Genomic DNA, 15,792 nt, shown 5'->3' with positions numbered 1-15,792 from the left:
GGCCCGGCTGAGCCTGCCGCGGCAGGTGAAAGCAATGTGGCAGGCGGGCGGGCGCGCAGCAAATGGAAGCTGCTAGCCGGTCTCGCCTACCCGGCCGTGATTCTCTGCGCGTGGCGCTGGGATTCGCCGCGCTTCGTGGGCTTGTTGCTGCTCGTGCTGCTCTGGATGCAGCGCGTGGCCGGCACGGGCGCGCTCGCCGCCACGCTGCGCAAGCTCACGCCGGTGGACTGGGCCGTGGCCGTCATGCTCAATGTCGCCTCGGTGGCCATCGTCATCACCAATAGCGAACGGCTCATGCGCCTGTATCCTTCGCTCGTGAATCTCGGGCTGCTCGTCGCCTTCGGCGCGACCCTCGTGAATGGGCCGTCGATGATCGAAAAATTCGCACGTCTGACCTATGCTGATCCGCCCGCGCACATCGTGCGCTATACGCGCCGCGTCACACAGCTCTGGTGTGTTTTCTTCGCTTTGAACAGTGTGGTTTCCGCCTGGACGGCGCTCGCCTGGCCCGCTCGCGCCTGGTCGCTCTACAACGGCATGCTCGCGTATGTGATCATCGGCGCACTGCTCGCCGGCGAGTTCGTCTGGCGCAAATGGATCATGCTGCCGCGTGCTGCGCGACGGGAGGCGGTGTGATCGCATTGCACGAGCTTCTCGTGGCGCGTTGCCGTGAGCCGCGTCGCGTGGTCTGCGTCGATGGCGCGAACGTGACGGATTTCGCTACCTTCCGTGCGCATGCGCTGGGCATTGCGGCGCGCCTGCGCACGCGGCCGGGCCTGCGCTTCGCGCTTTGGAGCGACGATCCGTATGTGTTCGCCTGCGCTTTGTTCGGACTGCTTGTTGCAGGCAAGGTGCCCGTGATTCCGGCGAACGCGACGCCTGGCTATCTCGCCGAACTGAGCGACGCGTACGACGCGGTGCTCGACGAAAACGAGCTTGCCGCGTGGTGTGCCGATACGGCTGCGGTTCAACCCGACGAACCCGCCACGGCGATCGACGCGAACGCATCGCTCACGTTGTTCACGTCGGGCAGCAGCGGTGCGCCGAAGCCCGTCCACAAGACGCTCGCGCAGTTCGACGCCGAAGTGCATACGCTGGAAGCCGCGTGGGGTGGACTGCTGGGCGATGCGGCCGTGCTCGCGAGCGTGCCGCATCACCACATTTACGGGCTGTTGTTCCGCGTCTTCTGGCCGCTGGCCGCGGGCAGGCCGTTCGCCCGCGCGACCTGCGCCGCCCCCGCGCAATTGCAGGCGCGGATTGGCGAATGTTCGGCGCAGTGCGACGTGACCGTCATCGTCTCGACGCCTGCGCAGCTCTCGCGCTGGCCCGATCTGCCGGGGTTCGCGACACTCGCCCCGCAGCCGCGCGCGTTCTTCTCGTCGGGCGGCCCGCTGCCGCTCGACACCGCGAAGCAGTACGCCGCCACGTTCGGTGCCGCGCCGCTGGAGATCTACGGCAGCACGGAGACGGGCGGCATCGCCTGGCGCAGACAAGACGAAGCGCAAGCGTGGACGCCCATGCCGGGCATCGCCGTGCGCGCGGGCGCAGCGGACGAGGGTGGCGCGCTCGAAGTGCGCTCGCCGCACCTGGGCCACGACAGCTGGCAGCGCACCGACGACAAGGCCGCGTTCGACGAGCACGGCCGCTTCGTGCTGCAAGGGCGTCTCGACCGCGTGGTCAAGCTCGACGGCAAGCGTGTGTCGCTCAGCGAGATGGAGAGCAAACTGCTGCTGCATCCCGGCGTTGCCGAAGTGCGGACCGTACTGCTCGAAGGCGGCTCGCGCGAGCGCATTGGCGCGCTCGTGGTGCTCACCGCAGAGGGCTGCGAAACGCTGCGCCGCGACGGCCGCGTTCTGCTCCTGAAAGCATTGCGACGCCATCTCGCCGCCTGGTTCGATACGGTCGTCCTGCCGCGCCACTGGCGCATTCACTGCGCGCTGCCAGTCGACTCGCGCGGCAAGGTGCAGGCGCAAGCGGTCGCCCGTGCGTTCGCGGCCAGCGCAGAAGGGTTCGAGCTGCTCGCGCAATGGGACGGCGCAGAAGGGCGTTCATTCGAACTGCGCGTGCCGCACGCGCTCGTTCATTTCGCGGGCCACTTTCCGGGGCTGCCGATTTTGCCGGGCGTCGTGCAGGTAGACTGGGCGATGCGGTTCGCGCGCGACTGGGTGCCCGGCGTGCGTGCGCTCGCCTCGGTCGATCAACTGAAATTCACCATGCCGGTACCGCCGGGCGTGCTGCTCAAGCTCGTGCTCAAGCACGACGCCGCGCGCCGGCGCGTAGCGTTCGCGTGGCGCGTCGGCGAGCGCGACTGCGCGTCCGGCGCTTTCGTATACAGGGAGCCCGCATGAGCCTCGCGGCCTGTATCGTCATTCCGATCTACAACCACAAGGACGCGATCGGCGGCACCGTGGCGAACCTGATCGTCCACGGCCTGCCGCTCATCGTCGTGGACGACGGCAGCGACGAAGCCACCCAGCAGGTGCTGGCGGACCTCGCGCGCCGCTACGCCGGCAAGCTCACGCTGCGGCGCCTGCCCGTGAACGGCGGCAAGGGCGCAGCGGTAATGGCGGGGCTGCGCGCCGCGCGCGACGCAGGCTATACACACGCGCTGCAGATCGACGCCGACGGCCAGCACGACGCCGCGGACGTTCCGCGCTTTCTCGCCGCCGCGCAGGCGAATCCTCGCGCGGTGGTGATCGGCCAGCCCGTGTACGACGAGAGTGTGCCGAAAGCGCGCCTCTATGGGCGCTATCTGACCCACGTGTGGGTCTGGATCGAGACGCTCTCGTTCACGATTCGCGATTCGATGTGCGGTTTCCGCCTCTATCCGCTCGATCTCGCGTGTGCGCTTATCGACAGCGTGAAGCTGCCCGAGCGCATGGACTTCGACATCGAGATTCTCGTGCGACTGCACTGGCGGCGCGTGGCGTTCATCTCGATTCCGACCGCCGTCACCTACGCGGCCGATGGCGTCTCGCATTTCGACGTGCTGTGGGACAACGTGCGTATCAGCCGCAGCCATACGCGGCTCGTCGCGGGCATGCTCACGCGTCTGCCGCTGCTGCTCGCGCACAAGGTCCTGCCGCGGCGCACGGAGGCGGGCGACGGCAACGACCCGTGGTGGCGCACGGCCGAACGCGGCAGCCGGCTCGGCATGGCGTTGCTCGCCTGGAGTTGCGGCCTGTTCGGACGGCGCTTCACCGCGCTCTGGCTGCACCCCATCGTCGCTTACTTCCTGGTGACGGGCCGCCCCGCGCGTGACGCCTCGCGGCGCTATTTCGACCGGCTGTGCCAGTGCTCGCCGGAACGCAAGACGCCGCGCCCCGGCTGGTTCACGGCCTATCGCCATATGCTCTCGTTCGCGCAATCGGGCTTCGACAAGCTGGCCGCCTGGACAGGCCGCGTCGGTGAGGCCGACGTGGAGATCGACGACCCACGCGCGTTCGACGCGTTGATCGCGAGCGGCCGCGGCGCGCTCGTGATCGGCTCGCACCACGGCAACCTCGAAATGGCGCGGGCGCTGGCCGTGCGCGGCGCGCAAACGAAGGTGACGGCCATCGTCTACACGGAGCACGCCAAACGCTTCAATAGCGTGCTGGCTTCCGCCCATCACGATTTCGCGCAGCATCTGGTGCCGGTGAGCGACTTCGGCCCGCAGACGGCGCTGATGATGCAGGAACGCATCGAGCGCGGCGAGCTGCTCGTCATCGTCGGCGACCGCACGCCTGCGCGCGAAACCGGCCGAACCACCGAGGCGCAGTTCCTTGGCGAGACAGCTGCATTTGCCCAGGGGCCCTATGTATTGGCGCACGCGCTCGCGTGCCCCGTTTATCTGTTGTTCTGCCTGAAAGAGCGCACGGGCTACCGGCTCTACTTCGAGCCGTTTGCCGAGCGCATCGATCTGCCGCGGCGTGGCCGCGCCGAGCATATTGCGGCGTGGGCGCAGCGCTTCGCTTCGCGCCTCGAACACTATTGCCACAAAGCGCCGTACCAATGGTTCAACTTCTACGATTTCTGGGCGCGCCCCAGTGGGGGAGCAAATGGCCGAGACTGACCTGAAGGATGCCGGAGTCAACGCGGATGCCGTGGTAGTCGGCGGCCGCCATTTGACGATCGAGGACGTCGTGGCGGTTGCGCGCGGGGAGGCCGCCGTGCGGCTCAACGACGACCCGGCCTGGCGCGAACGCATCGCGCGCGGCGCGGAGTTCTTGCGCCGGCATCTCGCAGCCGGTGCGACCGTGTACGGTGTAAATACGGGCTACGGCGACGCCTGCGTCGTCGACGTGCCGATGGCGCTCGTCGAGGCCCTGCCGCTGCAGCTCACGCGCTATCACGGCTGCGGCATGGGTGAGTATCTCGACGACGCCTCGGCGCTCGCCGTGATCGCGGCGCGTCTGAATTCGCTGGCGTTCGGGCTTTCGGGCGTGCGCCCGGTGCTGCTCGAGCGCCTCGCCGATCTCATCAATCATCGCGTGTTGCCGCGGATTCCCGCCGAAGGCTCGGTGGGCGCAAGCGGCGACCTCACGCCGCTTTCGTATGTCGCGGCGGCGCTGGTCGGCGAGCGCGGCGTGCAGTTTCGCGGCGCGCCGTGCGAGGCACGCGACGCGTGGCTCGCGCTGGGCCGCGAACCGCTCACGCTCGCGCCCAAGGAGGGCCTCGCGCTGATGAACGGCACGGCGGTCATGACGGGCCTCGCCTGTCTCGCGTTCACGCGCGCGGCGCAGCTCGCGCGCCTCGCCGCGCGACTCACCGCGCTCGCCACGGTGGCGCTCGACGGCCGCGCCGCGCATTTCGACGCGTTCATCTTCGAAGCCAAGCCGCACGCCGGGCAGGGCGAGGCGGCCGCCTGGATCCGCGCCGATCTGGCCGGGCGCCCGGACACGCCCGGCCACCGCTTGCAGGACCGCTATTCGATCCGTTGCGCGCCGCATGTGATCGGCGTGGCGAACGACGCGCTCACGTGGATGCGGCGCGACATCGAGAACGAACTGAACAGCGCCAACGACAATCCGCTGATCGATCCCGACGGCGAGCGCGTGCTGCACGGCGGCAACTTCTATGGCGGCCATATCGCGTTCGCCATGGACGGCCTCAAGACGGCTGTGGCGAATCTCGCCGATCTGATGGACCGGCAGCTCGCCTTGCTCGTCGACGAGAAGTTCAACAACGGCCTGCCGCGCAACCTCACGGGCGCGACGAGTGCGCGCGCGCCGATCAATCACGGCTTCAAGGCCGTGCAGATTTCGTCCTCGGCGTGGACGGCGGAGGCGCTCAAGCACACGATGCCCGCGAGCGTGTTCTCCCGCTCGACGGAGGCGCACAATCAGGACAAGGTGAGCATGGGGACGATCGCGGCGCGCGACTGTTTGCGCGTGCTGCAGCTCACCGAGCAGGTCACGGCCGCCCATACACTCGCCACCGTGCAGGCCGCGCGCCTGCGGCTGCGCGGCAACGCCGCGACGGTGATTCCCGAGCCGCTTGCGGCGTTCATGGAGGACGTGGCCGCGACGTCGCCATTCGTCGACGAGGACCGCGCGCTCGAACACGAACTGCGTGCCATGACCGAGCGAATCGCAACAGGCGATTTCCTCGGGCGGAACGCGGGGGGCAGGCCATGAGCGAATCACGCAAGGTTACGCCGGTGTTGAGCGCGAGCGCGAATGTGGAAGTGCCGTTCCACGACGTGGACGCGATGAATGTCTGCTGGCACGGTCACTATCTGAAGTATTTCGAATTCGGCCGCGCGGCGCTGTTGCGCAAGTTCGACTACGACTATCGCGAGATGCAGACATCGGGCTACGTGTGGCCCGTGGTCGAAGCGCATTTGAAGTATGTGCGGCCCGCCGTTTATGGGCAGCAACTCGAGGTGTGCGCGCACCTGCTCGAATACGAAAATCGCCTGAAAATCAGCTACGAAATCCACGATCGCGAATCGCGTACGCGGCTCACGAAGGGCTACACAATCCAGGTCGCCGTGAACGCCGCCACTCAGGAACTGCAGTTCGTTTCGCCGCCTGTCGTGCTCGAAAAGCTGGAGCGTGCATGGGCGCGTTGAAACGATGCGCGGCGGCGGTGGCCGCACTGCTTGCGCTTCAGTCGGTGTGGATGCTGGCGCGGGCCGCGACGGCGCCCGCGAACGTGAGCACTGGCGCCAACGCCAGCGACGCGGCACTCGTCTCGCAGATCGCGGCGCGTCTCGCGCGCGCGAACGGCGTGCGTGCGCATTTCACGCAGACGCAGACGCTTGCCGCGATGAAAGCGCCACTCGTCAGTACGGGCTCGCTGCTGTTCTTGCGCGAACGCGGCGTGATCTGGCAGGTCGAAACGCCATACAGGAAGACGTGGATCATGCGCGACAGCGGCGTCACCGTGATCGATGCCAACGGTCAACCTGATCAGCGCACCCGGAACGGCGGTGTGCAGGGCGCGCGCGGTGCGGCGGAGATCGCGAAGATGATGCGGGCGATACTTGGCGGCGACCTGAGCGGGCTGTACTCTCAATTCGATGTAGCGGCGCGCGGCACGCCTTCGCAATGGCAGATGCGCCTCGTGCCGCGCCAGCCGCAGATCGCGCAGGCGCTGCGCGGCATCGAGATGGAAGGCGGCGACTTCCTGCACAGCTTGCGCATCACGTTCGCCAACGGCGACGTCACGCAGTACGACTTTAGCGGCAGCGCGCAGGTGTCCGAACTGATGCCCGCCGACCAGAAGCTTTTCGGAACGCCATAGTGAGTTCCTCCGAGCTTCGCACCGCAACCCAGTCGCGGCGGCAGTGGTCGCTGCGGGCCGCATGGCTGCTGCTGGCCGTCGCGGCGGCGCTGTATTGCGCCTGGCGCTTTGCGGGACCGACGCCCCTGCAGACCAACCTGCTCGCGCTGCTGCCCGCAACCGAAGCGGACCCCGTGGCCGAAGAGGCCGTGGACCAGCTCGCGAGCGCGCTCGGCAACCGCGCCGTGCTGCTGGTGTCGAGCCGCGACGCGGCGCACGCGAAAGCCGCGGCACAGCAACTGGGCACGGTGCTGGACGCAAGTCACGCGTTCACTTCGGTGACGGCGCAAGTCCCGCCATTCGACCTCGGGCGCATCACGCGCTTCTACCTGCCGTACCGCTTTGGCCTGCTCACGGCGCAAGACCGTGCGACTGCCTCTGGCAGCGCCGAAACGCTGCGCGGCGCGCTGGCCGAGCGCCTCTATGGACTGCCGGACGCGGGTCTCGCAACGTTGCTCGCCGACGATCCCTTCGGCTGGCTTCAGCACTGGCTCGCGGGGTTGCCGCTCGCGGCATCGAATCTCACCGTCGAGGACGGTTTCCTCGTTGCGCACCGCCCTGACACCACGAGCGTGCTCGTGATCGGCACGCTGCCTGGGTCAGCCTACGAGTCCGACGTTCAGCGAGGTGTGCTGCTGGCCGTCGCGCACGGTGAAACTACGCTCAAGGCTTCGTGGCCCGATGTGACCGTCGCGCGCACGGGCGCCGTGTTCTATGCCGAGTCTGCACGGCGCGCCTCGGAGCGCGACGTCCATGTGATCGGCATCGTTTCGGCGGTGGGCATCGCGGTGCTCATGCTGTGGATCTTCCGCTCGCCGCGGCTGATCCTGCTGGGGTTCGTTTCCACGGCGCTCGGCATCGTCTGCGCGCTCGCGGCCACGATGCTCGTCTTCGGCAAGCTGCATCTGCTGACGCTCGTGTTCGGCGCGAGCCTGATCGGCGAGGCGGTCGACTACTCCATTCAGTACTTCGTCGTCTACCTGGGCACGCGGCACGGCTGGGATTCGCGGCGCGGCGCGCGGGAAGTGCTGCCCGCGCTCACGGTGGCGCTCAGCACGAGCCTGCTTGGCTACGCCATTCTGACCTTCGCGCCGTTTCCGGCGCTCAGGCAGATCGCGTGCTTCGCCATCGTCGGCATCTTCACCGCATTCGCTTCCGTCATCTGGCTGCTGCCGAGCCTCATGACGCAGTCCGCGCGCCGCAGTCCCCAAACGCTCTTCGCCGTGGCCGCGGGCTCGCTCGCGAAATGGCAGGCGCTGATCGGCGGCCGTCGCGCCTGGGGCGTCGCGCTCGCTCTCCTGGTCGTAGCGGTGCCGGGCTGGCTGCAACTGCGCAGCGACGACGACATTCATCTGCTGATCCAGCGGGACCCGGCGCTCGTCGCGCAGGAGCGCGTGGTGTCGAGCGCCGTGGGCGCCGACAACAGCGCGCAGTTCTTCGTCGTGCGCGGCGCGTCGCCCGAGGCCGTGCTCGAGCGCACCGAGGCGTTGTGCGCGCGGCTCGGCATGCTCACGGGCGCGTCCGCGCCGAGCGGCTGGCAATCGGTCACGTCGTTCGTGCCATCCGAAGCACGGCAGCGGGCCGATCGCGCGTGGCTCGGCGCACATGTGTTCGCCGATCCCGCCGCCTTGCGCACGCTGCTGGGCGCGGCGGGCTTTCGTGACGAAGTGGCGCTAACGTGGCTCGATGCCTGGGCGCACTCGGGCGCTGCCGTGCTGCACGTGGACGGATGGCTTGCCGAACCCTGGTCGCAGCCGTTCCGCCACCTGTGGCTCGGGCGATCCGTGAGCACACCCGGCGCATTCGCGGCGATCGTGATTCCGCAGGGCGTATCCGCTGCGAACGCGCCCGCGCTGCTCGACGTCGCGCACGCGCTGCCCGGCGTGAGCTTCGTCGACAAGGCCGCGAGCGTATCGCGGCTCTTTGGCGTGTATCGGCAGGATGGTGCGATCTGGCTCGCGGGCGCGCTCACGCTCGTGCTCGCGCTGCTGATGTTCCGCTACGGCTGGCGCGGGGCCATCGCGGTCGCGCTGCCGGTGTGGCTCGCCATTGGCGTCACGCTCGCCGCTTTCGGCTATGCACACGTGCGCATCAATCTCTTCAACATGCTGGCGCTGATGCTCGTGCTCGGCGTGGGCGCGAACTACGCCGTCTTTTTGCGCGAAGGCGCGCTGCGCGCCGCCACCGATCGCGGCGCGGTATGGACCGGCGTGCTGCTGTCCGCCGCGACCACGCTGCTCTCGTTCGGCATGCTCGGCATGAGTTCGATGCCCGCGCTCAAGAGCTTCGGCGCCACACTGTCGCTCGGCATCATGGTGTCCGTCATGCTCGCGCCGATCGGCATGCCCACGAATCAACGGAGAAATGCCTGATGGCGCTCCCTGTCTATTTGCACGCGCTCGGCATGGTCAACGCGCTAGGCGACGACGTGCCTGCAATCGTCACAGCGCTCGCGCGCGGCGAGGCGCCTGGCATGGGGCCGATCGCGACCCGCACCGGCACCGCTTTCGCGGGCAGCGTGAAGGCGCCGCTCGACCTTGCGCCGCCCGCGTCGCTCGCCTGCTACGACTGCCGCAACAACCGGCTTCTGCTCGCCGCGCTAGCGCAGATCCGCACTGCCATCGAGGCCGCGCGCGAACGCTTCGGCGCGGGCCGTATCGGCGTCGTGCTGGGTACGAGCACGTCGGGCATCAGCGCCGCGGAAGCGACGTTCACGCAGCCGGTGCAGCAAGACGCCGCTTCGACGTTCGACTACCGCCAGATGGAGATCGGCACGGCCGCGCCGTTCGCCGCCGCGGCGCTCGATCTGCGCGGCCCGGCGTATACGATCTCCACTGCATGCACCTCGAGCGCCAAGGCGTTCGCTGCCGCGCGCCGTCTGCTGCGCGCGAACCTTTGCGATGCCGTCGTCGTGGGCGGCGTCGATTCGCTTTGCGAACTCACGCTGCAAGGCTTCGCCTCGCTCGAATCGACGAGCCCCGTGCGAACCAACCCGATGAGCGCACAGCGTCGCGGCATCAACATCGGCGAAGGCGCGGCAGTGTTCCTGATGAGCCGGGAGGAAGGACCGGTGATGCTCGCGGGCGCGGGCGAGTCGAGCGACGCCCACCATATTTCCGCCCCCGACCCGCAGGGCGCGGGCGGCGAACTCGCATTGCGTGCCGCGCTTGCCGATGCGGGCATCGGCGCGGCCGCGATCGGCTACGTCAACCTGCACGCGACGGCCACGATCAAGAACGACCAGATGGAAGCGCATCTCATGGCGCGCGTGTTTCCCGACGGCGTGGCCGCGAGCGGCACGAAGCCGCTCACGGGCCACACGCTCGGCGCGGCAGGCGCGAGCGAACTGGGGCTCGCGTGGCTCACGCTCGCTCGCGACGACGTCGCGCTGCCGCGCCATCTGTGGGACGGGGAAGCCGATCTGGCGCTGCCCGCGCTCGACCTGGTTCAAGACCTGCGGCATTTGCCGCGCAACGGGGTGCGCCAATACGTGATGAGCAACTCATTCGCGTTTGGCGGCAGCAACGCTTCACTCATACTCGGACGATGATCGAGGCCATGAATTCTGCTCATTCCTTCTCGACGGATGCGTTCCCGCCGATCGAGGCGATCATCCCGCATCGCGGCACGATGCTGCTGCTCGACTCGGTCGCTGCATGCAGCGACGAATCCCTTACGGCGCTTGCCAGCGTGCGCGCCGACGCATGGTATGCCGACGAGCAGGGCGCGATGCCCGCGTGGATCGGCATCGAACTGATGGCGCAGGCAATCGCGGCTCACGTCGGCCTGTTGTCGATGCGCGAAGGCAAGCCGGCCCGCCCGGGCGTGCTGCTCGGCACGCGTCGCTATGAGGCGGCGCAGGGCGCGTTCGCAGGCGGCGGACCGCTCAGCGTGACGGTCAACGAACTGCTGCGCAGCGAAGAAGGCCACGGCGCGTACGGCTGTACCATCAGTCAGGATGACAAACTATTGGCCGAGGCCGCCGTGAAGGTGTACCAGCCGCGCGATTTTCAGACTTTCATCGAGGAGAATTCCAGATCATGAGCCGGCGTGTTCTCGTCACCGGCGCGAGCCGCGGCATCGGTCGCGCGATCGCCTATCATCTCGCCGCGAACGGCTTTGCCGTCACCGTGCATTGCCGCACGGGCCGCAACGAAGCGGATGCCGTCACGGCGGGCATCGTCGCGCAGGGCGGCACGGCCAGCGTGCTGCAGTTCGACGTGCGCGACCGCGCTGCGTGCCGCGCAGCGCTCGAAGACGACGTGGCGGCGCACGGCGCCTACTACGGCATCGTCTGCTGCGCGGGCGTCACGCGCGACGCCGCGTTCCCCGCGCTGACCGACGAAGACTGGGACATCGTGCTCGAAACGGGGCTCGACGCGTTCTACAACGTCGTGCATCCGCTCGTCATGCCGATGGTGCGTGCGCGCAAGGGCGGCCGGATCGTGACGGTGGCCTCGGTGTCGGGCGTGACGGGCAATCGCGGGCAGGTCAACTACAGCGCCGCCAAGGCCGGGCTGATCGGCGCGACCAAAGCGCTGGCGGTGGAACTGGCTACGCGCAACATCACGGTCAACAGCGTCGCGCCCGGGCTCGTCGATACGGGCATGCTCGACGACGTGCCGCTCGAACACGCGCTCAAGGCCGTGCCGATGAATCGCGTGGGGCAGCCCACCGAAGTCGCGGCCGTGGTCGGCTTTCTGATGTCCGACGCGGCGTCTTATGTCACGCGCCAGGTGATCGGCGTCAACGGCGGGATGGTCTGATGAAACGCGTCGTCATTACCGGCATGGGCGGCGTGACCGCGCTCGGCGATCAATGGGAGCAGGTCGAAGCCGCGCTCAGGAGTGGCGTCAACGCCGTCAAGCGTGTGCACGACTGGGACTATATCGAGGCGCTGCATACGCGCCTCGCGTGCCCGTTGCCGGCGTTCAATACACCCGACTATTACCCGCGCAAGAAAACGCGTTCGATGGGCCCGGTCTCGCTCTACGCGGTGCGCGCGAGCGAGCACGCGCTGGCGGACGCGGGTCTGCTCGACGATCCGTCGCTCAAGGACGGCCGCATGGGCGTGGCGTACGGGTCCTCGGCGGGTTCGGTCGAGCCGGTGCGCGCATTCGGCAAGATGCTCGAAACGGGCTCAATGAGCGACGTGACGTCGAACAGCTACGTGCAGATGATGCCGCACACCACGGCCGTGAACGTGAGCCTCTTCTGGGACCTCAAGGGGCGCATCGTGCCGACGTCGTGCGCGTGCGCTTCGGGCAGCCAGGCCATTGGCTACGCCTACGAGATGATCGCGAACGGCAAGCAGACGCTCATGCTCGCGGGCGGCGCCGAGGAACTCTCGGGGCCCGGCGTGGCCGTGTTCGACATGCTCTACGCCACGAGTACGCGCAACGACGCGCCGCAGCTCACGCCGCGTCCGTTCGACGCCGTGCGCGACGGTCTCGTGGTGGGTGAGGGCGCGGCGACGCTCGTGCTCGAGGAATACGAGCATGCCGTGGCGCGCGGCGCGCGCATTCATGCGGAAGTGGTGGGCTTCGGCTGCAATTCGGACGGCGCCCATATCACGCAGCCCACGGCGGCGACGATGGCGGTCGCGATGCGTCAGGCCCTCGCCGACGCGCAGTTGGCCCCCGAAGCGATCGCGTATGTGAATGCGCACGGCACCTCCACGGATCGCGGAGACGTGGCCGAAAGCCAGGCCACGGCGGAGACCTTCGGCGCGCGCATGCCGATCAGCTCGCTCAAGAGCTATATCGGCCATACGCTCGGTGCCTGCGGCGCGATCGAGGCGTGGTGGACGATCGAGATGATGAAGCGCAACTGGTATGCGCCCACGCTCAACCTGACGCAGGTCGATCCGGCCTGCGCGCCGCTCGACTATATCCAGGGCGAGGCGCGCACGATAGACGCCGAATACGTGATGAGCAACAACTTCGCGTTTGGCGGCGTGAACACGTCGCTGATCTTCCGGCGCGCGCGTTGAGCATGCGGACATCGACATCAGTGGGCGGCTTGCAGCGCGTCGTCGTGACGGGCATGGGCATCGTCTCGTGTCTCGGCAACACGCTCGACGGCGTGTCCTCGCGCTTGCGCGACGGACGCGGCGGCATCGCGCGCGTTCAGGCGTGGCGCGAGCGCGGCTTCGCGAGCCAGGTGGCGGCCGTGGCAACGGTTGCGGGCGAAGCGCCGTTCGAGCGCAAAGCCGAACGCTTCATGGGCGACACGGCGCGCTTTGCCTGCCACGCCGCGCGCAGCGCGATCGTCGACGCGGGTCTCGAAGCACACATGCTGCGCACGCCGCGGGCCGGCGCAGTGGTGGGCTCCGGTGTCGGCACGATGTCCGCATACGACACGGCCATGGCAAGCGCGAACGCACGCGGTATCGACCGCGTGCCGCCCTATACGGTGCCGCAGGCGATGAGCAGCACGACATCGGCGAATCTTGCGCACGTATTCGGAATGGAGGGCGTGACGTATTCGCCTTCGTCGGCGTGCACGACTTCGGCGCTCGCGATCGGCCAGGCCATGCAGTTGATCCAGACGGGGCGTCAGGACATCGTGCTCGCAGGCGGCGCCGAAGGCTTGCACGACAACATGACGCTGATGTTCGACGCGATGGGCGCACTCTCGCGCGGCTTCAACGACACGCCCGAACGGGCGTCGAAGCCTTATGACGCGCAGCGCGACGGCTTCGTGATCGGCTCGGGTGCAGGCATCCTGGTGCTCGAATCGCTCGCGCATGCGCAAGCGCGCAACGCGCGCATCTACGCAGAGCTGGCCGGCTACGGTCATGGCACCGACGGCGCGCAGATGGTCGCGCCGCAGGCGAACGGCATTGCGCGCGCGATGCGCGAGGCGCTCGGCGAGGCCGGCTGCCGCCCGGACTACATCAACACCCATGCGCCTTCTACGCCCTCGGGCGATATCGAGGAACTGCTCGCGCTGCGCACCGTGTTTGGCAGCGACGTGCCCGCGTTCTCCTCGACGAAGGCGCTCAGCGGTCATCCGCTCGGCGCGTGCGGCGCGCACGAAGCCATCTACACCTTGCTGATGATGCGCGATCGCCGGATTGCGGGCGCCGCGGGCATCGAGGCGCTCGATGCAGCGGCCGCCGGCATGCCGCTCGTGCGCGAAACGCGCGATGCGCGCATCGAGACGGCGATGTCGGTTTCATTCGGGTTCGGCGGCAGTTGCGCCAGCCTGGTGTTTCGCGCCTGGAATGCAGTCTGAAGTTTCGGGCAACCCTGAAAATAATGAGGATTCCAATGAAAAAGACTTGCCTCACGCTGAGCACGGCCGCGATCGTCAGCCTGACGTTGGCCGCTTGCGGATCGCAGCGCCTCACGCTGCCGATCCAGCCCGCAGCTTCGCTGTCGACGGCCAAGACCGCGTCCAGCGCGGACCCCGCCGCGAAGATCGCTGTGTATTTCGGCGCACAGCCGCATCCGGAAGTCGTGCGCCACGTCGGTGACGCCTCGCATTCCCTGCGTGTCGCCCGCGCGACCGACGGCGCCGAGGCCACCTGCAACAAGGCGCTCGCCACCGCGCTCGACAAGCTGCGCGCGGACGCCCACAACAAGGGCGCCAACGCCGTCATCAACGTGACCACGCGCTTTCACGGCACCGAAACCGGGTCGGCCACCGAATACACCTGCGGCGTGAGCCCGAGCGCGGCGGCCATCGCCGTCACGGGTGACCTCGTGGTGCTGCAAGCGAACTGAACCAACGGAGAACAGCAATGAAGAAACTGTGGATGTTCGCCGCGCTGTGCGCGGCCTTTACGGCGTCGCACGCCTACGCACGCAATACGGTCGACACCTATTCCGTGGATGTCGCGCTGCAGAGCGAGCCCGGCAAGGTGAGCGACGACATTGCGCTGTACTTTGCGGGCCAGCCTCATCCAGCGGTGAAGAAAACGCTGGGCCAGTTTTCCACGAACAAGAAGACGAATGCATTCGGGAAGAGCGACGAAGCGGCCTGCCAGCACGTGTTCCTTTCGGCCGTGCAGGAGCTGCAGGAACGCGCGCGCAAGGAAGGCGGCAACGCGGTCATCAACATCAAGAGCAACTACAAGAACGAACTGCGCGAGAGCGCCACGGAGTTCACGTGCGGCGCGGGCGCAATGATCGCCGGCGTGGCGCTCGTCGGCGACGTGGTGACGCTCAAGGGCGGCAAGTAACCCGCGGCAGAGGGCGGCGGGCGACCTGGCTCACGCCGCCTTCACGGCGGCTACGTTGACCAGCGTTTCGCGCCGCTTCCCAGGCTTGGGATGATGGAGGCCGAGGCGCTCGAAGAGACCGAAATCGGCGGCACGGCTCCACCACAGGTAGGGCAGCGAAACATTGCGCTCCGAAAAGCGGAACCCCGCCGTGCGGATCATCTCGAGGTAGCCGTCGGCGCTCTTCTGCACGTGCATGGGATGGCGGAACAGCAGGCGGATGACCCACGAGCGGATGTAAGCCTCGGTGGATTCGGCGAACAGCAGCACGCCGCCCGGCTTGAGCACGCGATGGAATTCCGCGAGCGCGCGTTCCTGCTCGACGAGATGATGGAAAGTCTGGTGGCAGAAGACGATGTCCGCGCTGGCCGTGGGCAGCGGCAGGCTCGCGCAGTCGCCGTGCAGCAGCTCGAACGCCGTATGCGTCTGCAATTTGTCCTGGCAGGTGCGCGCGGCACGCGCCGCCAGTTCGAGCGACGCCTCGTGATAGTCGACCCCGACGACACGGCGCGGGCGGAAAGCCTCGACCAGCAGGCGGAACGATTTGCCCTGGCCGCAGCCGACATCGACGATTTCGGGCGCGTCGGGCAACGGCATGTCCACGAGGCGCTTGAGGTCGTCGATCGCCACGCGCAGCACGTGGTGCTCCCACGTATGGGTGCGCAGAAACCAGACGCCGAAGGCCGTTTCCGGTACGAACGGGACGTAATTTGATTCGGAAACCGACATATTTTTTTATCCGTTGCGAATGCGTTCGTGGACGAGAATGGGCATTGTAAATGCAAGGGCGGCGCGAG

At 67.8% G+C, this 15,792-nt stretch carries 15 protein-coding genes; 14 read left to right on the top strand and 1 reads right to left on the bottom strand.

Translation table 11 applies throughout. From position 1 onward, the window contains the following. Positions 1-36 precede the first annotated feature (36 nt). From AB4Y44_RS18025 to AB4Y44_RS17960, 14 genes are read left to right on the top strand one after another with little or no spacing between them, the layout of a single operon-like run. Positions 37-636 (top strand): hypothetical protein, encoded by a 600-nt coding sequence (locus tag AB4Y44_RS18025; protein WP_342925152.1) that lies wholly within the window; start codon positions 37-39, stop codon positions 634-636. Then, positions 633-2,348 carry an AMP-binding protein gene (locus AB4Y44_RS18020; protein WP_368700430.1) on the top strand — a complete coding sequence of 572 codons (1,716 nt, stop codon included), beginning with the start codon at positions 633-635 and terminating at the stop codon, positions 2,346-2,348. The genes AB4Y44_RS18025 and AB4Y44_RS18020 overlap by 4 nt, the downstream gene beginning before the upstream one ends. Then, on the top strand, positions 2,345-4,054 hold the full coding sequence (locus AB4Y44_RS18015; protein ID WP_342925124.1) for a glycosyltransferase: 1,710 nt from the start codon (positions 2,345-2,347) through the stop codon (positions 4,052-4,054). Before AB4Y44_RS18020 ends, AB4Y44_RS18015 begins: the two co-directional genes overlap by 4 nt. Next, positions 4,041-5,618, top strand: coding sequence for a histidine ammonia-lyase (gene hutH / locus AB4Y44_RS18010; protein ID WP_368700429.1), 1,578 nt, complete (start codon positions 4,041-4,043; stop codon positions 5,616-5,618). The genes AB4Y44_RS18015 and hutH overlap by 14 nt, the downstream gene beginning before the upstream one ends. Beyond that, the gene (locus AB4Y44_RS18005; RefSeq protein ID WP_368700428.1) at positions 5,615-6,055 is read left to right on the top strand and encodes an acyl-CoA thioesterase; all 441 of its coding nucleotides are present in this window, start codon (positions 5,615-5,617) and stop codon (positions 6,053-6,055) included. The genes hutH and AB4Y44_RS18005 overlap by 4 nt, the downstream gene beginning before the upstream one ends. Next, positions 6,043-6,729 (top strand): outer membrane lipoprotein carrier protein LolA, encoded by a 687-nt coding sequence (locus AB4Y44_RS18000; RefSeq protein ID WP_368700427.1) that lies wholly within the window; start codon positions 6,043-6,045, stop codon positions 6,727-6,729. The genes AB4Y44_RS18005 and AB4Y44_RS18000 overlap by 13 nt, the downstream gene beginning before the upstream one ends. Next, positions 6,729-9,140: an MMPL family transporter gene (locus AB4Y44_RS17995; RefSeq protein ID WP_368700426.1), complete on the top strand. Its 2,412-nt coding sequence runs from the start codon at positions 6,729-6,731 to the stop codon at positions 9,138-9,140. The genes AB4Y44_RS18000 and AB4Y44_RS17995 overlap by 1 nt, the downstream gene beginning before the upstream one ends. Then, complete coding sequence (locus AB4Y44_RS17990; RefSeq protein ID WP_368700467.1) at positions 9,137-10,318, top strand: beta-ketoacyl-[acyl-carrier-protein] synthase family protein; 1,182 nt, start codon at positions 9,137-9,139, stop codon at positions 10,316-10,318. Before AB4Y44_RS17995 ends, AB4Y44_RS17990 begins: the two co-directional genes overlap by 4 nt. 8 nt (positions 10,319-10,326) lie before the next feature. Beyond that, complete coding sequence (locus tag AB4Y44_RS17985) at positions 10,327-10,812, top strand: hotdog family protein (protein ID WP_368700425.1); 486 nt, start codon at positions 10,327-10,329, stop codon at positions 10,810-10,812. Then, complete coding sequence (locus AB4Y44_RS17980) at positions 10,809-11,534, top strand: 3-ketoacyl-ACP reductase FabG2 (RefSeq protein WP_368700424.1); 726 nt, start codon at positions 10,809-10,811, stop codon at positions 11,532-11,534. Before AB4Y44_RS17985 ends, AB4Y44_RS17980 begins: the two co-directional genes overlap by 4 nt. Continuing rightward, positions 11,534-12,760: a beta-ketoacyl-ACP synthase gene (locus AB4Y44_RS17975; RefSeq protein ID WP_368700423.1), complete on the top strand. Its 1,227-nt coding sequence runs from the start codon at positions 11,534-11,536 to the stop codon at positions 12,758-12,760. Before AB4Y44_RS17980 ends, AB4Y44_RS17975 begins: the two co-directional genes overlap by 1 nt. Before the next feature lie 2 nt (positions 12,761-12,762). Further along, positions 12,763-14,007, top strand: coding sequence for a beta-ketoacyl synthase N-terminal-like domain-containing protein (locus AB4Y44_RS17970; RefSeq protein WP_368700422.1), 1,245 nt, complete (start codon positions 12,763-12,765; stop codon positions 14,005-14,007). Between the two features lie 35 nt (positions 14,008-14,042). Continuing rightward, complete coding sequence (locus AB4Y44_RS17965; RefSeq protein ID WP_342925130.1) at positions 14,043-14,498, top strand: signal peptidase; 456 nt, start codon at positions 14,043-14,045, stop codon at positions 14,496-14,498. 17 nt (positions 14,499-14,515) lie between these two features. Next, on the top strand, positions 14,516-14,956 hold the full coding sequence (locus AB4Y44_RS17960) for an excinuclease ABC subunit A (protein WP_342925131.1): 441 nt from the start codon (positions 14,516-14,518) through the stop codon (positions 14,954-14,956). A 30-nt stretch (positions 14,957-14,986) separates the two neighbouring features. Here AB4Y44_RS17960 and AB4Y44_RS17955 read toward each other — a convergent pair whose 3' ends face one another. Beyond that, positions 14,987-15,724 (bottom strand): class I SAM-dependent methyltransferase, encoded by a 738-nt coding sequence (locus tag AB4Y44_RS17955; protein WP_368700421.1) that lies wholly within the window; start codon positions 15,722-15,724, stop codon positions 14,987-14,989. Positions 15,725-15,792: the final 68 nt, after the last annotated feature.

This window comes from Paraburkholderia sp. BR10937 (assembly GCF_040965695.1).
GTDB lineage: Bacteria > Pseudomonadota > Gammaproteobacteria > Burkholderiales > Burkholderiaceae > Paraburkholderia.
Note: the sequence above shows the minus strand (reverse complement) of the source record. Positions and strands in the feature narration are given on the sequence as shown.